Annotated in this window: 22 protein-coding genes; 16 read left to right on the forward strand and 6 right to left on the reverse strand. The window is 39.7% G+C overall.

All coding sequences use genetic code 11. The annotated features are described in order from the left end of the window. Positions 1-6: 6 nt before the first annotated feature. Positions 7-825 (reverse strand): phytanoyl-CoA dioxygenase family protein, encoded by an 819-nt coding sequence (locus tag SAE01_RS04390; RefSeq protein ID WP_147202444.1) that lies wholly within the window; start codon positions 823-825, stop codon positions 7-9. A 182-nt stretch (positions 826-1,007) separates the two neighbouring features. Between SAE01_RS04390 and SAE01_RS04395 the strand changes: the two genes are divergently transcribed. From SAE01_RS04395 to SAE01_RS04470, 16 genes are all read left to right on the forward strand, one after another. Beyond that, positions 1,008-1,667, forward strand: a complete 660-nt coding sequence (locus SAE01_RS04395; RefSeq protein WP_246113155.1) for a TetR/AcrR family transcriptional regulator — start codon at positions 1,008-1,010, stop codon at positions 1,665-1,667. 67 nt (positions 1,668-1,734) lie between these two features. After that, entirely contained in the window at positions 1,735-2,367 is a 633-nt protein-coding gene (locus tag SAE01_RS04400; protein ID WP_147202445.1) for a nitroreductase family protein, read from the forward strand. A 47-nt stretch (positions 2,368-2,414) separates the two neighbouring features. Further along, entirely contained in the window at positions 2,415-2,963 is a 549-nt protein-coding gene (locus SAE01_RS04405) for a YceI family protein (protein WP_147202446.1), read from the forward strand. Between the two features lie 97 nt (positions 2,964-3,060). Next, positions 3,061-3,756: a DsbA family oxidoreductase gene (locus SAE01_RS04410; RefSeq protein ID WP_147202447.1), complete on the forward strand. Its 696-nt coding sequence runs from the start codon at positions 3,061-3,063 to the stop codon at positions 3,754-3,756. Positions 3,757-3,915: 159 nt separating this feature from the next. Continuing rightward, a complete protein-coding gene (locus SAE01_RS04415) occupies positions 3,916-4,083 on the forward strand; it encodes an SDR family oxidoreductase (RefSeq protein WP_218029091.1) in 168 nt (55 codons plus the stop codon). A gap of 40 nt (positions 4,084-4,123) precedes the next feature. Next, on the forward strand, positions 4,124-4,744 hold the full coding sequence (locus tag SAE01_RS04420; protein ID WP_147202448.1) for a short chain dehydrogenase: 621 nt from the start codon (positions 4,124-4,126) through the stop codon (positions 4,742-4,744). A gap of 293 nt (positions 4,745-5,037) precedes the next feature. Continuing rightward, positions 5,038-5,541: a GNAT family N-acetyltransferase gene (locus SAE01_RS04425; RefSeq protein WP_147202449.1), complete on the forward strand. Its 504-nt coding sequence runs from the start codon at positions 5,038-5,040 to the stop codon at positions 5,539-5,541. A gap of 462 nt (positions 5,542-6,003) precedes the next feature. Beyond that, positions 6,004-7,509 (forward strand): MFS transporter, encoded by a 1,506-nt coding sequence (locus tag SAE01_RS04430; RefSeq protein WP_147202450.1) that lies wholly within the window; start codon positions 6,004-6,006, stop codon positions 7,507-7,509. Positions 7,510-7,749: 240 nt separating this feature from the next. Then, positions 7,750-8,079 carry an ArsR/SmtB family transcription factor gene (locus SAE01_RS04435; RefSeq protein ID WP_147202451.1) on the forward strand — a complete coding sequence of 110 codons (330 nt, stop codon included), beginning with the start codon at positions 7,750-7,752 and terminating at the stop codon, positions 8,077-8,079. 103 nt (positions 8,080-8,182) lie between these two features. After that, positions 8,183-9,031, forward strand: a complete 849-nt coding sequence (locus tag SAE01_RS04440; RefSeq protein ID WP_147202452.1) for an arsenite methyltransferase — start codon at positions 8,183-8,185, stop codon at positions 9,029-9,031. 12 nt (positions 9,032-9,043) lie between these two features. Then, positions 9,044-9,538 carry a GNAT family N-acetyltransferase gene (locus SAE01_RS04445; RefSeq protein ID WP_147202453.1) on the forward strand — a complete coding sequence of 165 codons (495 nt, stop codon included), beginning with the start codon at positions 9,044-9,046 and terminating at the stop codon, positions 9,536-9,538. Positions 9,539-9,606: 68 nt separating this feature from the next. Beyond that, positions 9,607-10,026, forward strand: coding sequence for an arsenate reductase ArsC (locus SAE01_RS04450; RefSeq protein ID WP_147202454.1), 420 nt, complete (start codon positions 9,607-9,609; stop codon positions 10,024-10,026). 230 nt (positions 10,027-10,256) lie between these two features. Then, on the forward strand, positions 10,257-11,324 hold the full coding sequence (gene fbaA, locus SAE01_RS04455) for a class II fructose-bisphosphate aldolase (RefSeq protein WP_147202455.1): 1,068 nt from the start codon (positions 10,257-10,259) through the stop codon (positions 11,322-11,324). Between the two features lie 112 nt (positions 11,325-11,436). After that, on the forward strand, positions 11,437-12,411 hold the full coding sequence (locus SAE01_RS04460; protein ID WP_147202456.1) for an ROK family protein: 975 nt from the start codon (positions 11,437-11,439) through the stop codon (positions 12,409-12,411). A gap of 176 nt (positions 12,412-12,587) precedes the next feature. Next, positions 12,588-14,615: a 1,4-alpha-glucan branching protein GlgB gene (gene glgB / locus SAE01_RS04465; RefSeq protein WP_147202457.1), complete on the forward strand. Its 2,028-nt coding sequence runs from the start codon at positions 12,588-12,590 to the stop codon at positions 14,613-14,615. Positions 14,616-14,693: 78 nt separating this feature from the next. Beyond that, positions 14,694-15,716, forward strand: a complete 1,023-nt coding sequence (locus SAE01_RS04470) for a tetratricopeptide repeat protein (protein WP_147202458.1) — start codon at positions 14,694-14,696, stop codon at positions 15,714-15,716. A 91-nt stretch (positions 15,717-15,807) separates the two neighbouring features. On the opposite strand, the gene SAE01_RS04475 is transcribed toward SAE01_RS04470, so the two are convergent. The 5 genes from SAE01_RS04475 to SAE01_RS04495 form a co-directional block, all read right to left on the reverse strand. After that, positions 15,808-17,481, reverse strand: a complete 1,674-nt coding sequence (locus SAE01_RS04475) for a helix-hairpin-helix domain-containing protein (RefSeq protein ID WP_147202459.1) — start codon at positions 17,479-17,481, stop codon at positions 15,808-15,810. 82 nt (positions 17,482-17,563) lie between these two features. Next, positions 17,564-17,989: a response regulator gene (locus SAE01_RS04480; protein ID WP_147202460.1), complete on the reverse strand. Its 426-nt coding sequence runs from the start codon at positions 17,987-17,989 to the stop codon at positions 17,564-17,566. Between the two features lie 4 nt (positions 17,990-17,993). Continuing rightward, positions 17,994-19,820 carry an ATP-binding protein gene (locus SAE01_RS04485; protein WP_147202461.1) on the reverse strand — a complete coding sequence of 609 codons (1,827 nt, stop codon included), beginning with the start codon at positions 19,818-19,820 and terminating at the stop codon, positions 17,994-17,996. Position 19,821: 1 nt separating this feature from the next. Continuing rightward, positions 19,822-20,250: a response regulator gene (locus SAE01_RS04490; protein ID WP_147202462.1), complete on the reverse strand. Its 429-nt coding sequence runs from the start codon at positions 20,248-20,250 to the stop codon at positions 19,822-19,824. A gap of 6 nt (positions 20,251-20,256) precedes the next feature. Beyond that, a complete protein-coding gene (locus tag SAE01_RS04495) occupies positions 20,257-22,863 on the reverse strand; it encodes a PAS domain S-box protein (protein ID WP_147202463.1) in 2,607 nt (868 codons plus the stop codon). Positions 22,864-22,920: the final 57 nt, after the last annotated feature.

Below are 22,920 nucleotides of genomic sequence, written 5' to 3' on the forward strand. Positions count from 1 at the left end.
CGTCTATTATTTTTTGACAGCGCTGTAAATAAGAGGATTTTGTTTCTCGTCGTTTAATGGATCGCCAATCTTGAGGTTTGCGATCTGTTCGTCACTTAAAATGTTTTGTGTTCCATTATAAGTATTGCCATCGGGCATGTAGGCGCAAGTCATAGCGCGACGAAGACCAGGGGTCATATTTGCATGCGCACCGTGAATGGTTAAACCATTGTGAAAAGAACAGCTACCCGCTTTCATAGGTGCGGCAACCGACTTACTTTTTCTAAACTCAGGATATGTCGTAAAGATCGCTCCCATGTTTTTGCCAATTCCGCGGTTATCAAAAGTCGTTTTTTGATAAGAACCAGGTATAAAAAAGAGGCATCCATTTTCATAAGTAGCATCATCGAGAGCCACCCAAATAGACAACGCCTTCCTATCGCTGAAGGACCAATATGGCGTATCAAGGTGCCACGAAGTTGGGTTTGCCCAAGGCTTTTTTATCAGCGCCTGGTCATGCCAAATTCGTATTCCATCCACTCCAGCCAATTGCGCGGCCATCTTACCAAGCCTTTCATCCAACATCAACGTTGCCATCTTTTCATTATCCTGCCACAGGTTGATCAATTGGTCAAACACATTATCGTAGTAGCTCTTGTCGGCGTCGTCGCCTTTGCCATATACTTCTTTACGATCAGGCATTTTGTTGCCGTTTCTTTTTGCAACAGCTTCATCTAAAGCCGTACGCCAAAATGCTAGTTCTTCGGGAGATAGAAAGTCTTCAATAACTACAAAACCATCGTTTTGGTATTTCGCAATCTGCTCTTGTGAAAGCTCACTTTTCATACAGCAATTTTATCGTTAGAATTAGTTAACCACTTCAAATCTAGTAGATAATCTTGTTGAAGCCCTGGGGAAAATGAAATTAGTTTTTCCTCTTTTTTCAAATAGGTGCAAATAGTAAACAAAGTACTAACTGCTCTTTTCTGCTGCGAAAGCACTGTTAATTTGAGAAGATAATTTTTCTAATGTCAAAAATGTTAATACTTTTGCTAACACTGTTAGGAAAACGATTAAAGAAGATAATGGGAATTACTGAAAGAAAAATAAGGCAAAAAGAAGTGGTTCGCTCATCCATATTAAAGGCTGCATGGCAGCTCGTAATAGAGGAAGGATGGCAAGCCTTATCTATTCGCAAAATTGCCGAGGCCATTGAATACAGTGTTCCTGTTATCTATGATCATTTCGCAAATAAGGAAGCAATTTTGCTTGAGCTAACCAAGCAGGGTTTCCAGATTTTAAATAATGAATTGGTCAAAGCTAAAAAACGGTCAACAGATCCGGAGAAGCAAATTGAAGCTATGGCTTATTCTTACTGGGAGTTTGCCTTCGACCATAAGGCTTATTACCAGGTAATGTACGGGCTCGGCATGCCTTCGTGCGAAACAGTACACCAGATAAGCGAGCTAAGCACTTTTACTGAACTAGTTATGCAACCTATTAAAGATCTCATCGCGGGAAGCAAGACGCCAAATGCAGACGCTTTTTTAAAACTTCATACATTCTGGTCAATGCTGCATGGTCTGATCTCAATTAACATGATGACTAATGATAACAGTAAAGAGAAACTGAACCAGATGGTGTTGCAAGATTTTATTGCCGGCTTTATCTCAGGAATAAAAGGTTAGGCATTTTTTTTGCCTAGTTACCTAACAGTGTTAGTAAAAATAGTAGTAATAGAAAAAACAGAAATATATGAAACTGATAGATGCCTTAAACTGGCGTTATGCCACGAAAAGAATGAATGGAGAAAAAGTACCGCAGGAAAAAATTGACCGGATACTGGAAGCGACGAGCTTATCAGCTTCTTCAATGGGGCTGCAGCCGTATACCATTCTTTCAATTACAAACGAAGACGTAAAAAAGAAAATTCAACCCGCTGCCTATAATCAACCTCAAATTGTTGAAAGCTCTCACTTGCTTGTTTTTGCTGCCTGGAACGATGTAACCGAAGCACAGGTGGACGAGTATCTGAGAAACATCGCCACAACAAGAAGTGTAAGTGAAGAAAGCCTTGCAGGATTTAGAGCCTCTTTAATGAATATCGTAAATGGTAGAAGTAAAGAGCAGAAATATGAGTGGGCAGCGCGACAAGCATATGTCGCTTTTGGCACTGCTATAACTGCTGCCGCCATTGAAGAGGTGGATGCAACACCAATGGAAGGTTTTCAACCTGAATTGGTTGACGAAATTCTTGGCCTGAAAGAAAAAGGTTTGCGCAGTGTAACCATTCTTGCCATCGGTTATCGCGATACCAATAACGATTTGCTTGCAAGTGCTAAAAAGGTTCGTAGGAACATTGATCAGCTGATTTTGAAAGTGGCGTAAACAGATGTAAAAACATTCGTAATTAAAATAAAACAACTAACATTATTATGGCAACAACAAAATGGTCGCTAGACCCAACACACAGCGAAATTGGTTTTAAGATTAAGCATTTGATGATTTCAAATGTTTCGGGCAACTTCAACAAATTTGATGTGCAGGTAGAAACAAATGGCGACAATTTCGAGAACGCAAATGTCACCGCAAATATTGACGTCGCATCAATCAACACAAATAATGAGCAGCGTGATGCACACCTTCGCAATGCTGATTTTTTTGAAGTTGAGAAACATCCCGAGATAACGTTTACATCTACCAAAGTAGAAAGAGTAGACGATGATACTTTTAACCTTTATGGCAATCTAATAATAAAAGAAACAACTAAACCGGTGAAGCTTTCAGTAGAATACAGCGGCGTTGCTAAGGACCCATGGGGGAATGTAAAAGCCGGCTTTACTATCAATGGTAAAATTAACCGCAAAGATTTTGGCATTAACTATAATGCGGTTTTAGAAACAGGTGGTGTTATGCTAGGCGAAGAATTGAAAGTGAATGGTGAAATTCAATTGGTAAAACAAGCGGAACTTCAACCTGCTTAGTTTGTAAAACAACAACCAGGATTTCGATCAAGAGAAATTATTAGTTGAGTTGTAAGAACCATTTAGCAGTAGGAACCATCCTACTAAAAAGATTATTATGAAAGTAGAAATATGGTCAGATGTTGTTTGTCCCTTTTGCTACATAGGCAAACGAAAATTTGAGAAAGCCCTTGAAGGATTTGATGCAAAAGAGCAGGTAGAAATTGTATGGCGAAGCTTTCAACTTGATCCTGAAATGGAACCTGTACCAGGACAATCGGTACATGAATATTTGGGAAAACGAAAAGGCGTCACCGCAAAAGAAGGTAAGCAAATGAATGATTCTATGGCAGCAATGGCCAAAGAGGTAGGGCTTGAGTACAACTTTGATCAAGCCGTTATTACAAATACTTTAGACGCACATCGCTTGCTTCATTTTGCAAAAACCAAAGGGGTTCAAAACGAAATGAAAGAACGTTTGTTCAAGGCCTATTATACGGAAGGTGAAAATATTGGGGATCTTAAAGCACTCGTGCGACTAGGTGAGGATGTAGGATTAAATCCAAACGATGTTAGGGAGGTTTTGAAAAGCGGTGCGTATGCGGTAGATGTCAGGCATGACCAATATGAAGCAAACCAGGTAGGTGCACGAGGTGTTCCCTTCTTTGTCTTTAATAATAGGTATGCAGTTTCTGGCGCCCAACCCTCTCATGTTTTTTCACAAGTCCTGGACAAAGTTTGGGAGGAAGAAAAGCCGCTTGTATTAAGCGCAGAAGGAGAAGGCTTTTGCACCGTTGATGGCGTGTGCAGCTAACAAATTGTAAGAAAAGGTTGACAAGTGCTGCAAGTGTTTACAGGTAGATATAAGATTCAAATAATTGGAAAAAAGAAAATAGGCTGTAAAAACATTAAAAGCTGATACTATCATTTGAAAGAAGAATTGTAATAGAGTAAACAATCAGTATGGAAACACGTGCGTAAGCACAACATTCTTGTTACAGCGCTTGCACCTAGTACGGTGGTAACAGATCTTGCATATAGCGCTGATCTTATAAAAGGTGATCCGGAACGAGTGATGCATGCTGAAGATTTTGATGAATTAATTATTGCTCAACTGAAATTAAATTGCAGGTATTTGTGAAAGAGGCTAGATATTTTCGACTAATCCATAAAACAAAAAAATGAAAATTGTAGTAATTGGTGCTTCGGGCACTATTGGAAAAGCGGTAGTGCAGTTGCTGAAAGAAAAAGGCCACGAAGTTGTAGGGGCATCGAGGTCTTCTGAGCCTTCAGTTGATTTTACAGATAGTTCATCAATTGATCGTTTTTACGAAACTATTGGTGAAGTAGATGCCATTGTAACTGCAGCCGGTGATGCGGCGTTTGTTGCATTAGAAAAATTGGATGATGCACAGATACAGTTATCACTACACAGCAAGTTGATGGGCCAAATTAATATGGTTCGTAAAGGACTGTCAAAGCTTCGTCCTAATGGAGCATTTGTAATTACCGGTGGTATACTTGCTTATACGCCCTGGCCCCAAACTTCTATGATTACAATGGTTAACCTGGGTTTGGAAGGATTTGCTAAAGCAGCCGCACTGGACTTAACTGAAGGTCGAAGAATAGTAGTTGTTCATCCGCCGTGGGTAGCTGAAACGGCAACCGCTTTAGGTATGGATGCTACACCTTGGCCTAATGCAGCGAAAGTAGCTGAAGCTTACCTTGCTGCAGTCGAAGGAAATCAAAACGGAGTTCCCGTTTTTGTAGAAGGATATGATCCAACGCAGGCGGTTCAATAATCTACGCTCTTCCTAAAATAATTCGTCGGGCAGTTCGAATGATCGTATAGGCTTCAACTGCGAAGCTGAAGCATCTCAATGATATTCAGACGAAGTGATTGCGACGCAACAATGATCAATAGAAAACCTAAGCTGGTATTTATAAATTTCAAGGCGGGATAAAAATTGAATACACTTCATTTTTATCCCGCCTTAATTTTTATATAGAAAAATCTTCGGTTCTATCATTTCCCTCGGTAAGCCATTTACATTTGCACCATTAGGCCTCATACGGGTTATTTCAAGAAACATACATGCAAGAACTTCAATACCGCGATGCAGCAATACAAGACTTACCGGTTATTGTAGACATTTACAATTCGACGATTGCATCGAGGATGGTTACTGCGGATGTAGAGCCTGTGACGGTTGAAAGCAGGGTAGCATGGTTTGAAAAACACACACCAGGTGCAAGGCCTCTTTGGATAATTGAAGACGGCAGCAATTCAGTTGTTGGATGGGCAGGCTTTCAATCTTTTTATGGCAGATCTGCTTATAATGCAACTGTAGAGATCAGCATTTATCTTGCACCTGCTCAGAGAGGAAAAGGGTTGGGAAGGCAGGTGCTACAACATTGCATAAAAGTTTCGCCTGCGTACGGCGTTAAAACACTTCTTGGTTTTATTTTCGCCCACAATCAGCCAAGTTTAAAATTATTCTACAGCGAGGGATTTAAAGATTGGGGCACCCTGCCAAATGTAGCGATCCTTGATGGAGTTGAACGGACGCTAAAGATCCTCGGTAAACGTGTTGGCTAAGCTTTTTTTCCAAATCTCTCCCGTTATATCTCCTCAATTCACTATCTCTGACTCGCTCGATTTCCACCTCTGGAGGTTTCAATGTTTTTCTTACCTTTTTTATATACTTCCATACAATAATTCATGCAGATTATAGTTTCTTAAAGTAGTGTTAGAAAAGCTGAAATTTTTATGTAAAGATGTCTAGACATATTTTTTTGCAGGAACTTTGCGAAATAAATTCCACAATAAAATAAGCAAAAAGGATTAAAAAGGACCAGATAGGATTTAAAGCTGTAGTAGAAATGAAAATAAAATCGTGCCAGAAGTAGAAGTGATAGACAGGTTGCAAAAATTTTTTTCAAGCTTTTATTTGTTAACGACCGCCTCTATATACTAAAATCTAGTAGAAGAATAACCAATTTTACATACCCGATTACTGCACTTAATCCAATCCACCTTAGAATTACTATTACCAAAACTATGAAACTTCGTCCCACAACATCGTTAAGTGACCAGCAGGTGCAATCCGGTTTAAACTATTTTATTCACGAAGGCCTGGCAGCCGAAGCAATGGCTACTTTCACAGGAGGAACTTTCCTGGTGGCAATGGCTGTTCTATTGAAAGCCTCGAATTTCCAAATAGGTTTGCTCGCAGCTTTACCTACACTTACAAACGTTTTTCAGTTACTCTCCATATGGCTCGTGCAGAAATATAAAAACCGCCGGGCGATAAGCGTCATTTGTTCTTTCTTCGCCAGAGTACCTTTATTTATTATCGGCTTTCTGCCTTTGTTGTTTTCGCATGGTACCAGCATCAGCGCGCTGTTGTTCTTTTTATTTTTTCATTACTTCTTCACTTCTGTGTCAGGAGCAAGTTGGAACTCATGGATAAAAGACCTGGTGCCTGAAAAAATACTTGGGAGCTATTTCTCAAGAAAAGCAAGAATTACTCAAATTTTAAATGTAACGCTCAGCCTTGCTGTAGCAATGTTTATCGACTATATAAAGTCTCACTTCCCCCAGTTTGAATTAACTGCATATGCAGGAATGTTCATTGTAGGCGGGGTGATGGGAATGATTGGGGTATATTTTTTATCCCGAGCGCCGGAACCAAAAACAACCCTTCAGGATCAAAAGTTATTTGATCTTTTGAGCAAGCCGCTAAAAGATGTGAACTTTAGAAACCTGCTTACGTTTCATTCGTTTTATGCTTTTGCTACAAGCCTTGCACTTCCATTTTTTGTAGTGTACATGATGAAGACCGTCGGGTTGTCTTTTGCATGGATCATTTTTCTTGGGCTGGTTGCTAAGTTTGGAAGCATCTTCTCATTGAAATTTTGGGGCACGTTCTCGGATAAGTATAGCAACAAAACTATTATTAGTATTTGCGCGCCTACGTTTATTACGTGCATCCTTAGCTGGACGTTCGTTGCAATGACTTCAAACCACGTCGTATCTATCGCGCTTTTGTTTGTTATTCATCTGGTCAGTGGAATTTCGGCCGCAGGTATTGACCTTGCAATAGGCAACCTCGCAATGAAACTTGCGCCAAAAAACGAAGCGATTTCATACATATCAGCAAGGAATATTGTAGTGGCATTATTTGCTGCTGCGGGACCAATTGCCGGTGGTTTAATGGCAGACTTTTTTGCTACTCACCACCTTACCTGGAACATTGAATGGCAAGGACCAGCAGGCATATCGACGTTTAATCTCCTTGAATTACAGAATTGGAACTTCTTTTTTGTGATCAGTGCTATACTTGCTTTGCTATCTATGCGGCTTGTTAAAAGAATTAAGGAGCAAGGCGAAGTACAAAAAGAAATGGTTACCATTGTCATGAGAAAAAGTGTAACAAGAGGCCTTCGTAAAAACATGAGTGGTGAAGCTATAAAAGATCGAATCAACAACCCCATCATCATTCCGGCTATTAAAAAACGTATGTTAACATATAAGCTTTGGAGAGAGGTTAAAAATACTGCATAACCCTTGCAAAAGGGATGTGATCAACAAGACGAGTGGCAGAAATGTCACTCGTTTTCTTTTGTTAGATTTTGATGCTAGCTGACAACGTGCACCCAACATTGTTGTGTCACTCACTTTTACTTATGTACTTTTTTTTGCGCGATAAAAACTCAAGCCATTTGCTGGAACAAGCTCCTAGCCAACTCCAATTAAAAAAAGTTTGCAGAGGAAAAAAATTAATCGTAATATCACGATATAATTATGGGAGTAACAAAATCGCACGAGTTTGGAGTTAAAGAAAATCAGCTTGCAAAATATGCTAAGGCATTAGCACATCCTGCCCGTGTGGCTATCTTGAACCTTCTTGCAAAAAGAAAAGCCTGCATCTGTGGCGACATAGTAGATGAGTTGCCTTTGTCTCAAAGTACTGTTTCGCAACACTTGAAAGAACTGAAAGAGGCGGGCCTTATAAAAGGTGATATCGAAGGAGCTAAAGTTTGTTATTGCATTGATGAAAAAGAATGGAAGGCGGCGCAGGTGCAGCTTAACAAGTTCTTTGACAATTTGCAATCAGGCGCTAAATGTTGCTGATTTTTTTTGGCTTAATTGATCGCATTTTTACGATAAGTACTAAAACCCAAATGAACACAGATTTCACAAACCTGAAAAGTAATTAACAATAAAACTATCTATCATGAACACACAAGACAATGTAAAAGAACTGGTACGGCAGAAGTATTCAGAGATTGCTTTGCAAGACAAGGAGACAAATGAGTCTTCCTGCTGTGGGTCAGGATGTTGCAGTACCGAGGTTTACAACATAATGGCAGATGATTATACAAACCTGGAGGGTTACAATGCCGCTGCTGATTTAGGTTTGGGATGCGGGTTGCCGACGCAATTTGCGAAAATTAAAAAGGGGGATGTTGTAATTGATTTAGGTAGCGGTGCAGGTAACGATGTTTTTATTGCAAGAAATGAAACTGGCGAAACGGGCAAACTTATCGGGATAGATTTTACACCAGCGATGATAGAAAGAGCAAGAACAAACGCCGAAGCTAGAGGCGTTCATAACGCTGAGTTCAGGCAGGGAGATATTGAGAAAATACCCGTTACTTCAAACATTGCAGATGTTATTGTCAGTAATTGCGTGCTTAATCTTGTGCCTAACAAAGACGGAGTCTTTAAAGAAATATTCAGAGTATTAAAACCTGGAGGACATTTTAGTATTTCGGATGTTGTGTTGGAAGGCGAGTTGCCAAAGGAAATAAAAGATGCTGCAGAAATGTATGCAGGGTGTATAGCAGGCGCGATTCAAAAACAAGACTACCTGAACTTAATTGCAGCAAATGGATTTGTAAACATTACTGTTCAGAAAGACAAGGCGATTGTTGTTCCTGATGATATTTTAAGCAGTTATTTGTCTACCAGGCAAATTGAAGAATTCAAGCAAACGAGAACAGGTATTCGAAGTGTTACTGTGTATGCAGAGAAACCTGCAGCGGAAAAAGAAGCTTGTTGCGGTCCTTCATGTTGTAATTAATGTTTTATTATCATGATCACTTTTAAGAACATGCTTCCTGCTGATTGGTTTGCTGTGAAAGAAATATATGAAGAAGGAATTGCAACGGGAGATGCTACATTTCAACAATTAGCACCACTGTGGGAAGAGTGGAATTCGAATCATTTGCAGCATAGCAGGATAGTCGCGATAGAAGAAGGCGTCGTGGTGGGATGGGTAGCACTTACACCGGTATCAGGCAGGCAAGTATATGCAGGCGTTGCAGAAGTAAGCGTGTATGTAAGCGACAAAGCAAGAGGTAAAGGAATCGGAAAACAGTTGTTACAAAAACTTGTGGATGAAAGCGAGGCAAATAATATCTGGACGCTGCAGGCAAGTATTTTTAGAGAAAATATTGCAAGCATAAAAATGCACCAAGCCTGTGGATTTAAGATTATTGGCTACAGGGAACGAATAGGGCAAATGAAAGGTGTTTGGCGCGATACTATTTTATTTGAAAGAAGGAGCAAGAAAGTAGGCGTTAACTAACGACAAGTTATTTTACCAGGAAATCTATTTCCGCTAAATGGTAAAAGACATCATTTACTGTTTAAAGTATGAAGAGAATTTTAGTGTTGTGCATAGGTAACAGTTGCCGCAGCCAGATAGCAGAAGGTTATTTACGATATTTCGCGAAAGGCAGAGCCGAAGTTTTTAGTGCAGGTGTAGAGACTCACGGAGTTAATCCGAGAGCTGTTGCTACGATGAAAGAAGATGGCATTGAGATTTCTCATCATACCTCAAACAATGTAGAAGAATACAAGCGTATACCTTTCGATTATATCATTACTGTTTGCAACAATGCAAAAGAGCGGTGTCCCTTTTTTCCGTCAAATGCACAAAAGTTTCATCGGGATTTTCCTGATCCTGCTAAAGCAATTGGAACGGAGGATGAAATCTCAAGCGAGTTTAGAAGGGTAAGGGAGATGATAAAAGATTATTGTAGAAAGTTCGTCGAGGATAATCTCGATATCTGATGTTGTGGCAACCGGCTTTAGTGACTGCTCCTTATTGAATTGTCTGTACAAGAGTGCGACGCAACGATGTTTAATAGAATTTTGAAGTTTGGCAAATAATCCTGCAAAACATTGATAGTACTGCGTTATAAATATCAGGAATTACAGTGACGATGTTGTGAGGCCTACTTTTTATAAACTTAGTAAATGATAATTCATAATTTGCAATCCAATTTTAAAAATTCTTAATAATGAAAAAGTACAAAGCCGGGGTAGTTTTCGGTGAAGAACTCGAAGCTCTTTTGAAAGATGCGAAGGAAAATCAATTTGCCCTGCCAGCAGTAAATTGCATCGGCACAAATTCGATTAATGCTACACTTGAAACAGCGGCTAAAGTTAATTCTCCTGTTATTATTCAATTTTCAAATAGCGGTGCCCAATTTATAGCCGGTAAAGGGATGCCCAACGACAACCTGCAGGCAAACATATCCGGTGCTATTTCTGGTGCATTGCACATTCACAATGTTGCTAAGTACTATGGTGTTCCTGTAGTGGTTCATACGGACCATGCTGCAAAAAAATGGCTTCCATGGATCAGCGGTTTGATTGATGCCGGCGAACAATTTCATAAAGAAAAAGGCCAGCCAATGTTCAGCTCTCACATGCTCGATTTGTCAGAGGAACCATTGGAAGAAAATATTGAGACATCGGTTCAGTTTTTTAAGAGAATGGCGCCATTGGGAATGGCTATAGAAATTGAATTGGGTGTTACAGGTGGTGAAGAAGATGGCGTTGATAACAGTGATGTTGAAAATGAAAAACTATATACACAGCCAAGAGAAGTGGCTCATGCTTTCCAGGAACTTCGCGAAGTAGGTAGCCTATTTACTGTGGCAGCAGCTTTTGGTAACGTGCACGGTGTGTATAGCCCGGGTAACGTAGAGCTAAGGCCTGAGATTTTGAGGAACAGTCAGCAATACATCCAGGAACATTTCAATACCCAGGAAAAGCCTGTATTCTTCGTATTTCATGGTGGAAGTGGCTCGCCTCAAAACCAGATTCGTGAAGCGATTAGTTATGGCGCGATCAAGATGAACATTGATACCGACATGCAGTGGGCTTTTTGGGAAGGTGTTTTAAATAATTACAAAAAGAATGAAGGCTATTTGCAAGGCCAGTTGGGTAATGCAGAGGGAGCAGATAAACCGAACAAAAAATATTACGACCCTCGCGTGTGGTTACGTAAAGGTGAAGAAACATTCATTAAAAGGCTTGAAGTAGCTTTTGATGATTTGAATTGCATTAATAGAAATGCGTAAAGAAGTTTAAGGTTTTGAGTTTAAAGTTTGCCGTTTCGGTTTTGATGAACTTTAAACTTTAAACTTTAGACTTTAAACTTTTCAACTATTTTCAGATTTAAAACTTTTGCTAATGCCAAATAGGGTCGATCAATACGCTATTGGAATTGATATTGGTGGAACGGGTACTAAGTATGGTTTGGTAAACCATCGTGGTGATATTTCATACAGGGGAAGTAATATTCGCACCAACGAATATGACGATGTGAATGATTTTGTGGATGATTTGTATAAAGAGCTAAAGCCTTCAATTGATGCCGTTGGAATAGAAAATATTAAAGGCATTGGAGTTGGTGCGCCTAACGGAAACGTGTATACAGGTACGATTGACTTTGCTCCTAATCTACCCTGGCGGGGAGTTATTCCGCTGGCAAAAATGATATCGGATAAATTCGGTCTACCTTGTTCACTAACCAACGATGCTAACGCAGCTGCAGTTGGAGAAATGATGTACGGCGCGGCGCGTGGGATGAGAGATTTTATTGTCATTACGCTCGGTACCGGTGTTGGAAGCGGTATTGTTTCTAATGGAATGTTGATTTACGGTCATGATGGTTTTGCCGGTGAACTGGGGCATACGATTATAAGACCTGGTGGACGTAAACACGAAGGCACCGGTGCTCACGGATCTTTAGAAAGTTATGCTTCTGCGACCGGTATAGTTTTAACGGCGAAGGAAATGTTGCAGCAAACAGATAAACCTACTCTACTTCGCAATTACCCTCTTGAGCAAATTGACTCGAAGCTAGTGTATGAATGCGCAATGCAGGGAGATGAAATTGCGCAGGAAGTGTACCGTTTTACAGGGCAAATTTTAGGAGAGTCGCTTGCTAATTTTATAATGTTTTCTTCACCTGAAGCCATTATTTTATTTGGGGGAGTCATAAAAGCAGGCAGTCTTATTTTGGATCCTACAAAGGAGCACATGGAAAAAAACCTGCTCAATATTTTTCAGAACAAAGTAAAACTTGTTTTAAGTGAGTTGAAGGAAGCAGATGCTGCTATTTTAGGTGCTAGCGCATTAGTGTGGGAAAAAAGAGAAGTGTAAGAGTATTTTAGAAAAGCGGAAAATTAGTTTGATAATACTTAAGGGCAGAGGATAACATCTTCTGCCCTTATCATTTATATAAGTACCTCCAAACTTTTTAGACCCGAAATGAAAGGCGTTTTTCACACTACAGCACAACAAGCGTTTCTTTATCTTTATAAAAATTAAAAAATATTATGGCCGCTAATAATACTAACGATTTTAATGAAAAGGCCTCTGCCATCACCACCGCTAATATTGACAAATCTATACCAGCTTCAACGCAGTTAAAGTACGAAGAGATACACTTCGTTGACACTACAAAGTCCGTCTGGAACTATTCTTTATTTTCTGAAGATGATATAAAAAACTTTCAAAGTGGCACTCACTATTCTGCTTACAATAAGTTTGGAAACAAGCAATTAGAGGTCCTGCAAAAAACAGGAACTTACTTTGCCGTTTGGGCGCCTAATGCCACATTCATATCTGTTATAGGGCACTTCAATAATTGGGATAAAAGATCACACCCTCTTTTTGTGCGGTTGGATAAGTCGGGCATCTGGGAAGGCTTCATTCCCGGTGTTCTTGAGGGTGAAGCTTACAAGTACCACATACATGGTTTCAATGGAGCTATTTTAGACAAGGGCGATCCTTATGCGCACTACTGGGAAAAACGTCCTTACACTGCATCTATTACTAGAAACGTCGAATACAAATGGACAGATGAAAAGTGGATGAAGAAGAGAGCCCGTCATAACGCGTTAACTTCTGCATGGTCGGTGTATGAAGTGCATCTCGCGAGTTGGATGCGGCCTTCCAAATATGATGAGGAGAGTTATAACACGTATGCACAGATAACCGAGCGCCTTGTTCCATATGTAAAGGAGATGGGTTTTACGCATGTGGAGTTGATGCCGGTAATGGAGCATCCGTTTGACGGTAGCTGGGGTTACCAGGGAACGGGATACTACGCACCAACTAGTCGCTTCGGTACTCCGCAGGATTTTGCAGCAATGGTAGATGCGTTTCATCATGCAGGTATCGGTGTTATTTTAGATTGGGTTCCCTCGCATTTTCCTTATGACTCACACGGCTTGTACATGTTCGATGGTACACATACTTATGAGTATGCAGACCGCCGTAAAGGATTTCACCCGGACTGGAACTCATACATTTTCAACTACAAAAGGGGAGAGGTAAAATCGTTTTTAATAAGTAACGCACGGTTTTGGTTTGAGAAATTTCATATCGACGGAATAAGAGTCGATGCTGTTTCCTCTATGTTAAGGCTCGACTACAGTCGCAAAGAAGGAGAGTGGGAGCCCAACGAGTTTGGCGGAAATGGAAATCTTGAGGCTATTGCTTTTATCAAAGATTTGAATGAAACTATTTATCGTGATTTTCCGGACGTACAAACAATTGCTGAAGAATCAACCGATTGGCCTGGTATATCAAGACCCACCTTTGCAGGTGGAATTGGGTTTGGAATGAAATGGATGATGGGCTGGATGCATGATACCTTAAACTATTTCAAGCGCGATCAGTTTGGTAGGCCTTACCACCAGGACCAGATTACTTTTAGCATGGCTTATTTCTACGACGAAAACTTCATGTTACCGATTAGCCACGATGAAGTGGTGCACGGCAAAAGTCCAATGATTTATAAAATGCCGGGAGATGAATGGCAGAAGTTTGCAAACCTTCGGTTGTTGTACACCTACATGTACACTCACCCGGGGGCAAAATTACTCTTCATGGGGAGCGAGTTTGGCCAGACAAAAGAGTGGGATTATAAGAGCGAATTGCAGTGGGACCTGCTAAGCCACGAACCTCATCGTCTGCTACAGCACTGCGTGAGAGATCTAAACCTTTTATACAGTAAGGAGCCGTCTCTGCACGAGAAGCAATTCGAAGTAGGCGGATTTGAATGGGTTGATTTAAACCATCGGAATGAGTGCATTATTGTTTATAGGAGAATCGGTTTGAACCCGAAAGACGAAATAATTGTATTCTTAAACATGCTTCCACAGCCCCGCTTGGATTTTGAGGTGACCGTAAAGGGCAAAAAGAGCTGGGAAGAGGTGTTTAACAGCGATGCAACGAAATATTATGGAACCGGGGACGTTTATAATCCTAAAGTAAGAACTGAGATTATAAGCAAAGAAGACGACACACTCAAACTCACGCTAAACTTACCCCCACTTGCGGGAATTGTTTTGCGGTAAGGTGAAAAGAGCTCTTTTTTAGGAAATTTCTGGGCTTGCCTTTTTGACATTTTAAACCATATTCCAAGTATTTCTAACATGAAGAAAATTTTTATTACAGCTTTATTTGTTGGATACTCGCTAGCAGGTTTTTGTTTTAATGTTGACGATAGTGCTACATTTTACGTGAAAAAGGCAATTGAATTAAACCGGGCGCATAAAGTTTGGGAAGCTGATAAGAGCTTTCAAAAGGCTGTTAGTTTTGATCCTGCTAACGTAGAAACCCGTATGGAATACGGCAATTATTTAGTAGAGCAGCGCAAATACTTTCCCGCAATAGAGCAGTTCGCCAAAGTGCTTGAAGCAAACATCAATAATCCTCTCGCTCTTCAGAAGATGACAGAGTTAAGCTTTCAACTAAACCGCTGGAATGATGCGGTGATGTATGGAAAAAAAATGTCACAAAATGGTAACAGCAAAGATTTAAAATACATAATTGGCAAAAGCTATTATGAGCTTGAGAACTACGGACAGGCACAGTCTTATTTAAACCTGGCGCTGGCCGAAAATCAGCGCGATTTGAAATCGGTAAGTTTGTTAGGCAAGGTTTTAATTGAGTTAAGCAATTATAAAGAGGCAGTTGCGGTGTACAATAAAACGCTTGATATTGATCCTAACAATAGTAACCTGTTGTATGAGTTGGGGTTGCTGTACTACACGATGAATGAAGAGAAAACTGCAGTTACCTATTTTGAAAAAGCTGCGGAAAAAGGATACAAACTAGATCTCGATTATTATGAAAATTTAGGTCTTGCTTATCTTGATAATGATTTAAGCAAAGGCGTTGAAACGCTAAGCAAAGTTTTGGAAAGTAAGCCCGGTAATCCTGAAATTTTGTTCCAAATTGCACAAGCCTACTATAAAGTTCAAAAGTACCAGGATGCGGCCGAAACCTATTATAAGGTTTACCAAAACGACCCTACAAACAGCCGTGCTTTGTACATGACCGGTGTTGCATTTCAGAAAAAAGGTGATAAGACAAGAGGAATAGAATTGTGCGAGAAGGCTATACAAATGGATCCAAACCTGGCGCAATTAAAATCGCAGAAGTTCGCATTTTAGCATAACGAACAATAAATTTTTAGAAAGAGCAGTTGATATGTCAGCTGCTCTTTTTTGTTTTTTTGACAAAGGTTGCCTCGCCAAAAAGAAGTTAACGTCTCTTCGTCCTTTGCTTTTCAAGGAAGGCTTCGAACTCAGGTAGAGTAAAACTGCTTAGATTATTTTTTGCTGTTAGTCCTGCCTTTTGAGCAACCAGTACACCATACTTAATATCTTCAAAAGCATCTACTGCATGTGCATCCGGATCAATAGATATCAGCACACCCTTCGCTAAGGCGTTTGGTATTTGTCGCCAATCCATATCAAGTCGGCGAGAGTGGGCATTAAGCTCAATCACTACATTACGTTCCGCACAAGCGGCTATTATTTTATCATGGTTAACGGGGTAACCGTTCCGGCTTAATAACAGACGGCCAGTCATGTGTCCTAAAATGGTTGTGTACGGATTTGAGATAGCCTTTAAAAGCCTCGCCATTGCTTTCTCTTCCGTCATCTTAAGATTTGAGTGTACCGAAGTTATCACAAGGTCGAACGAGGACAGGACGTCCTCAGGATAATCCAGGTTTCCGTCATTGAGGATATCCGACTCTATGCTTTTAAATATCTTGAACGGCTTATATTTTTCGTTGAGTTCGTCTATCAGTTGATGCTGCGCTTTTATGCGGTTAGGGTAAAGGCCGTTGGCATAAAAAGCAGATTGAGAATGGTCGCTAATGACGAGGTATTCAATGCCTTTTGCAATTGCTCCTTTGGCCATGGCCTCTATAGTATCTCCTCCATCGCTCCAGTCGCTATGGGTATGAATGATGCCCCGAATATCTCCAGGTTGGATAACATCAGGCAAATTGTTATTCTCCGCCAATTCAAGTATTGAACTCGTCTCACGTAAGAATGGAGGAATAAACGGCAAGCTGTTTTTTTCAAATAGTTGATCTTCCTGTGTAAGACCTCCATCTAAGGGTAGCCCGTACTTTTCTTTCCAGGCAGCGAAAAATTCAGGCGAACTGTTTCTTTCAAAAAGTGTGGGAACAAAAGTTTTTTCATCTGTTTGATGAAATTCCATCGTCACGTTTTCAGCGCCTTTTGCCCATAAAATTTCACCTGTTATGTTGGTTTCGTATTCTTCTTCTTTGAAGAAAGTTTCTAGTTTTTCAAGTGGTGCATCAGTAACCCATTCAAGTTTGTGTATCACTTCTGCATGCCTTTTTAAATCTCCTGTTATTTCAAACCTTGTTCCCTCAAAATCTCTTTTTAACCGTTCCGTAAATTGTGCAGCAAAAGGTTCAATCTGGCTGTACAGGTAACTTCCCTTGCATGCCATTAAAAACTGAATTGCTTCCTGAATATTTTGCTGGCTCTTCGCTCCAAAGCCTTTGTAGAGCAACAGCCTGTTTTCTTCACAAGCGTATAGCAATTCACCCATGCTTTCAATACCTAATTCTTTCCAAATCGTGGCAATCTTTTTTGGTCCGAGGCCTTTTATTTTGAGTAATTCAAATATGCCTGCCGGCGTTTTTAGAATGTATTCATCCAACGCTGAAAGTCTTCCCGTTTGCAGTTGCTCAAGAATCTTTTTCCCGGTAGCCTGTCCAATTCCTTTTAGGGCAAACATCTTTTCCTCGGGCAAACCCGACAATTGCATTGGAAGTTTATCGATAGTAAACGCAGCAGAAGAGTACGATTTTGCTTTAAAGCTATCGTCGCCATGAATATCTATTAGTTTAGCAAGTAGTGAGAAGTTATCGGCAATTGCGCTATTATCCATATTGTCTTTTTATCACGGGCTAAGTTAAAAAAGCAAACCCCCGAAAAGGAGGGTTTGTATATAATTTATTGTAATGAAAACTTTAGAAGAAGTCCTTTAATTGATCATGTTGCATCAGGTCGTCAAGGCCTTCTGTAGTCAAGGGCTTATTGATAAAGTCTATCACAATCTCGTACCTGTTGGCTCTTGAAAAGTCTTCCGGATTTACTGTTGAAGAAATAATCACCACTTTAGTGTCAGGTAACCGGTCCGCATATTTCATCAGGTAATCTTCCAGGAAATCCCACCCGTTCATAACGGGCATGTTCAGATCGAGAAAAATAAGTTGAGGAGGATCCTGCTTTTCAGATTTATTGGTTTTAGAAAAATAGGCTGAAAACCATGCTAACCCTTCCCTCCCATTTTTAGCTGTAAAAACTTCTGCAGCGAAACCTGCTTTCTTTATTACCATCTCGCACAATACAAGCGTAATCTGGTCATCATCTATACACAAAACCTTATTTATCATTCAACTAGTTTTTAAAGGTGATGATGAATGTAGTTCCCTTGTCAACCTCACTTTCAACATTTATTTCCCCTCCCATAACGCGGATTTGTGAGTTCACAATATATAGACCCAAACCCTTGCTGTCAGCATGATCGTGAAACCGTTGGTAAAGCCCAAATATACGGTCCTTATACCTATGCAGGTCGATGCCAAGTCCATTGTCGGAAAAATATAGAATCACCTCATCTGCTGTTTTTTTTGTTCTGACTTTTATTTCAAGGGGCCGATCAGGAGAGCTATACTTAACTGCATTTGTAACAAGATTCAAGAGAATGCTTTCAAGGTAAGTTTTGTTGAAAAGGACTTCGTAAGCCTCGTCGAAATCAGTAATTACTGTTGTCTGTTTTTTCTCTATCGCGGTTTGAACAGAATGAAGAACTCTTTCAAAAACCTTCCTAATGTCGAGCTCTTCTTTTTTTGCGTTTACATTATTTTTTATAATGAGAACATTTAGAAGATCATTCACTGTTTCATTTAACTGAAGCGTGCATTCCTCGAAGTTTTGCAGTAACAAAAGGTTCATAGGATCAGTAATTAATGACGTATCTAGCAGCTTAATGATGCCTAACAAATTTGAAAGCGGGGCTCTTAAATTGTGAGAGGTGATATAAGAAAATTGCCGCAGGTCGCTGTTGTTTTGTGTTAGTTCCTCTATCAACATTTCTTTCTCCATCTCATTCCTCTTCTGCGCAGTGATGTTTTGAGAGGCAATCAAAATCTTATTTATACTTCCCGAAGTTTCGTACAAGGGCACCGCACTAATCATGTAACTCAGGTCTTCATAACTTGTTTCGAACACTGCGTTTTCTCCATTAAAAACCTTTATAAGATGGTCTCTTACTTTTTCTTTTATGGGAGAATGGAAGTGAGAGGTGTAGTCGGTGTTTTCGAAGTACGACGCCTCTACATTTTTTATATGGAATTCTTTTCCTGCGGTGTAGAGGATAGTGAAATCTTTGTCTAAAATAGCTACTGCACCATTAGGAAAGTTTTCTGAAATCGTGCGAAACATTTGTTCACTTTCCCTTAGTTGCTCCTTTGCCCTGTTTGTTTCTGTAACATCGTGTATGACTGCAAGACACGCTCTTTTCCCCTCAATTAAAATTTCATGGGTGCGCATCTCAATGTCAATAATTTCCTCGTTCTTTTTCTGGTGCTGAATATCTAAAATGAGGTTACGACTTTTCCTGACGGTGGGAGAAAAATCAATAGTAGGTTCACGACGAGGTCTTAAATCGTGTATGGTCATACTAAGAAATTCTCTTTCGCTATAGCCATAATGTTCTATAGCCGCCTCATTAACCATTAAAATTCTATCCCCATCAATCTCATAAGCACAAATCGGTAATGGATTATTATTGAAAAGAAACTTATACTGTTCTTCCGATTTTTTCAAGTGCTCGTGAATCTTACTTCGCTCTATTCCATAGTTGATACTCTTGGCCAACACTGCAGGATTGCTATCATCTTTCACAATAAAATCCTGGGCACCGACTTTTAAAATTTCAAGCGCCACTTCTGTATCGCCAAGGCCGGTTAAAATGATAACAGGCACCTGTGGGAACCTGGAGTTAATCGTGTGAAAAGAACTAATGCCCATTCCATCGGGTAGAGTAAGGTCTAGTAGAATAACATCAATGTTTTCTTTTTCTAAAAAACCAATTCCTTTCTTTAAAGTATCACCATGGAAAATGTGTGCTGTAGGAAATGATTCTTCAAGGTATTCGCTAACCAGGAGGTAATCTCCCGGGTTATCTTCTATTACAAGTATTTGAAGTGCTGATTGTCGCATTTTAATCTTTTGTTGGTAGTTTGACTATAGTTATCCAGAAATCCTCGATCATTCGTACAACTTCAAAAAACTTATTAAAGTCAACAGGCTTTGTAATAAAGCAATTAGCATAATTATTATAAGAGTCTACAACATCTAGCTCAGAAGAAGAGGTGGTAAGCATTACCACGGGGATTTTCTTTAAAAGAGGATTGTTCTTTAAATAGTGTAAAACTTCCTTTCCGTCAACTTTAGGTAAATTAATATCTAGCAGTATCAGGTCCGGAAGAATGTCTTCATCATCGAGACCTGCATTTACAAAGCGGATTGCTTCTTCGCCATCCTTAGCAACCGAAACTTTGTTTTTTATTTTAGCATCTGAGAGTGCTTCTTTTGTAAGAACAATGTCTCCTTCATTGTCCTCAACAAGTAAAATATGAATGTCTTTCATAGACAGTTATTTGGATTTTGGTAAAGTAAAATAAAATGTGCTTCCCTCGCCCATTGTAGATGCTACCCAAATTTTTCCACCATGTTTGTCAACGATTTTTTTACAAATTGCTAATCCTATTCCTGTTCCTGAATACTCGTCACGGTTGTGAAGCCTTTGAAATATGATAAAAATTTTATGAAAAAATCTAGGATCAATTCCAATCCCATTATCACTTATGGCAAATTTATAGAATGATTGTTCTTCCTCGTAAGAAATGTCAATAACAGGCGGGGTTTCGTTTTTCCGGTATTTGCATGCGTTGCCTACAAGGTTCTGAAACAGTTGTAGAATTTGAGTCTTATTGCCTTTTATAACGGGCAAGGTTTGAGCCTTTATTGTGCCATTTGTCTCGTGCAGCAGATTTTTATACGTGACCATCAAATCATTCAATACCTCGTTCAGATCAACTTCTTCTACCTCTGCTTTACTTGAGTTAACGCGGGAGTATTCAAGCAAATCCAGGATCAGGCGCTTCATTCTCTCTGCACCGTCTACTGCGTAGTTGATATACTCGTGGGCCTTGTTATCAAGTTTGTCTTTGTATCTTTTTTCAAGTAACTGCAGAAAGCTGCTTACCATTCTTAATGGTTCTTGCAGATCGTGAGATGCTACGTAAGCAAATCTTTCTAACTCGGTATTTGACTCTGCCAGTTCCGTTGCTCTTTTTTCAAGCGAGTTATTCAGATTCTGAAGCATTATTTCGTGAGACTTTCGTTCGGTGAGATCCTGCATGGCACCGATCATTCTCACAGGTTTATTTTGCTCGTTGAAAATAATATAACCACGGTCATTGATATACTTATAAGTATTACCTGCCCTCATTCGATATTCATCCTCCCATCTTGGAATGAGGTTTTCTAAATGATAGCTGATCTTTTGCTCCACCCTTTCTTTGTCTTCAGGATGAAGATTACTGGACCACCAGTTGAATTTCGTTGCCTCGGCCGGATCTGCTAAATCGAACATCTTCGACACTCCCTCGTTCCAGGTAATTTTATTCGTTTGCAGATCCCAGTCCCAGATAGCATCAAAAGTTGCCTGGCTTAAAAAAGTAATTCTCTCATTGCTTTTTCTTAATTCTTGTTCTGCGATTGTTTGTTCTGTTCGGTCAATCGATAAAACGAGTTTAGCCTGTTTGCCCAGGTATTCAATTCGGTTAGAACTTATCTCGGCATAAAAACTTTCTCCATTTTTCTTTTTATGTATCCATAGTTCTTTTGGAAGTTGTTCAGGAAAATCTTCCTGCGCTAAAGAGTCGCTGTCTCTATCAGTTTCTTCATCAGCAAGGATATCTTTAAAGTTCATCGTTAAAAACTCGTCGCGCGTGTAGCCGTACTGCCGAATCGCTGCATCATTTACTTCAAGGAACATCAAAGACTCGGTGTCATATATATAGATCGGAACGGAGTGATGGTAAAAGAGAATTTTATATTTTTCTTCCGACGCTATTAGGTTGGCCTCACTCAGTTTTTTCTCGGTAGCATCTCTTGCGATACTATAAAATCTCTTATCCGTTTCTTCCCATTTTGAGGACCATACCAGGTGGGCAATAGAACCATCTTTACGGTAAAAGCGATTTTCGAAGTTTGTTGTTCCTATACCGTTTTTAATATTGATAGATGCACTCGTAGAGCTTTCCGCGTCTTCTTCATGCACATAGTCCAGAAAGCTTTTACCAATAAACTCCTTTGCGCTAAAACCTAAAATCTCTTTGCACGCAGCACTTACATAAGTAAATTTTCCATTCTCATCTATGGCGCAAATCATATCCAGCGAAGAGTCAAGTATTTTTTTAAGCCTTCCAAGAATAAGATTAAGCCTTCTTTCATCTCTGCTAAATGGCTTTTCAGTTTGAACCTTTACCGATGGTTTTTTAACGTAGGCGTTAACACCAACAAAAGTTCCATTTTCTATTCGGGGTGTGTTCACAATTTTAACAGCTACTTTTCTGCCTTTTTTGTCTAGTAATCCAAATTTATATTCGAGAGACTTTCCAGCCAAGGCATCAGCAGCAAGGCTTTTTAAAGCGGGGACATCTGTGTCAATTGCATATGAAAGTAAAGAGGTACCGGCCAAATCTTCGCAGGTGTAAGAGAGCAAATCTGCGAATGCCTTATTTGCATTTGTCAAATTACCACTAAGGTCGAAGGAAAAAAAAGGTTGAGAAGTATTCTCAAATAAAGACTTAGGGCTTTCTCCATCCGACTCACTTTCTTTTGGTGACAGTTTGGATTGAATACCCAACAGTTCCATGCCTTGCAATGTCTCATCTTCATCCCTGATACAACAGACGCTCCATTTAATGGTAATAATGTCTTTTTCTAGTTCGATTGGGGCCGTAACTACTGTAACACAGTCTATTTCTTTTTGCGCTGAAGCAAAAGCCAGGGCAAGTTTTTCCTGGTATTTTTCGCTGAAATAGTTTGTAAACAAAGTTCCGGGTTGGAATGCAAGAGAGGCAATGTGGGAGTATTTGCTGTTAGCTGTTTTTACCTTTAATCCATCGTCTAAAAGAATAAAAAAGCAGTTAAGACTCTTTAAAAGTTTGTCAGAGACACTAAAGCGATTCATAGAATTGTGATATGCATGAAGGTAGGTATTACTTTATGATTGTTTAACCCATCCTTT

The organism is Segetibacter aerophilus (assembly GCF_007991655.1).
GTDB lineage: Bacteria > Bacteroidota > Bacteroidia > Chitinophagales > Chitinophagaceae > Segetibacter > Segetibacter aerophilus.

Bases quoted from the DNA above. Each gene is read 5' to 3' on its own strand.
- SAE01_RS04390 (WP_147202444.1), bottom strand. From the start codon at position 825: ATGAAAAGTGAGCTTTCACAAGAGCAGATTGCGAAATACCAAAACGAT.
- SAE01_RS04395 (WP_246113155.1), top strand. From the start codon at position 1,008: ATGTCAAAAATGTTAATACTTTTGCTAACACTGTTAGGAAAACGATTA.
- SAE01_RS04400 (WP_147202445.1), top strand. From the start codon at position 1,735: ATGAAACTGATAGATGCCTTAAACTGGCGTTATGCCACGAAAAGAATG.
- SAE01_RS04405 (WP_147202446.1), top strand. From the start codon at position 2,415: ATGGCAACAACAAAATGGTCGCTAGACCCAACACACAGCGAAATTGGT.
- SAE01_RS04410 (WP_147202447.1), top strand. From the start codon at position 3,061: ATGAAAGTAGAAATATGGTCAGATGTTGTTTGTCCCTTTTGCTACATA.
- SAE01_RS04420 (WP_147202448.1), top strand. From the start codon at position 4,124: ATGAAAATTGTAGTAATTGGTGCTTCGGGCACTATTGGAAAAGCGGTA.
- SAE01_RS04425 (WP_147202449.1), top strand. From the start codon at position 5,038: ATGCAAGAACTTCAATACCGCGATGCAGCAATACAAGACTTACCGGTT.
- SAE01_RS04430 (WP_147202450.1), top strand. From the start codon at position 6,004: ATGAAACTTCGTCCCACAACATCGTTAAGTGACCAGCAGGTGCAATCC.
- SAE01_RS04435 (WP_147202451.1), top strand. From the start codon at position 7,750: ATGGGAGTAACAAAATCGCACGAGTTTGGAGTTAAAGAAAATCAGCTT.
- SAE01_RS04440 (WP_147202452.1), top strand. From the start codon at position 8,183: ATGAACACACAAGACAATGTAAAAGAACTGGTACGGCAGAAGTATTCA.
- SAE01_RS04445 (WP_147202453.1), top strand. From the start codon at position 9,044: ATGATCACTTTTAAGAACATGCTTCCTGCTGATTGGTTTGCTGTGAAA.
- SAE01_RS04450 (WP_147202454.1), top strand. From the start codon at position 9,607: ATGAAGAGAATTTTAGTGTTGTGCATAGGTAACAGTTGCCGCAGCCAG.
- fbaA (WP_147202455.1), top strand. From the start codon at position 10,257: ATGAAAAAGTACAAAGCCGGGGTAGTTTTCGGTGAAGAACTCGAAGCT.
- SAE01_RS04460 (WP_147202456.1), top strand. From the start codon at position 11,437: ATGCCAAATAGGGTCGATCAATACGCTATTGGAATTGATATTGGTGGA.
- glgB (WP_147202457.1), top strand. From the start codon at position 12,588: ATGGCCGCTAATAATACTAACGATTTTAATGAAAAGGCCTCTGCCATC.
- SAE01_RS04470 (WP_147202458.1), top strand. From the start codon at position 14,694: ATGAAGAAAATTTTTATTACAGCTTTATTTGTTGGATACTCGCTAGCA.
- SAE01_RS04475 (WP_147202459.1), bottom strand. From the start codon at position 17,481: ATGGATAATAGCGCAATTGCCGATAACTTCTCACTACTTGCTAAACTA.
- SAE01_RS04480 (WP_147202460.1), bottom strand. From the start codon at position 17,989: ATGATAAATAAGGTTTTGTGTATAGATGATGACCAGATTACGCTTGTA.
- SAE01_RS04485 (WP_147202461.1), bottom strand. From the start codon at position 19,820: ATGCGACAATCAGCACTTCAAATACTTGTAATAGAAGATAACCCGGGA.
- SAE01_RS04490 (WP_147202462.1), bottom strand. From the start codon at position 20,250: ATGAAAGACATTCATATTTTACTTGTTGAGGACAATGAAGGAGACATT.
- SAE01_RS04495 (WP_147202463.1), bottom strand. From the start codon at position 22,863: ATGAATCGCTTTAGTGTCTCTGACAAACTTTTAAAGAGTCTTAACTGC.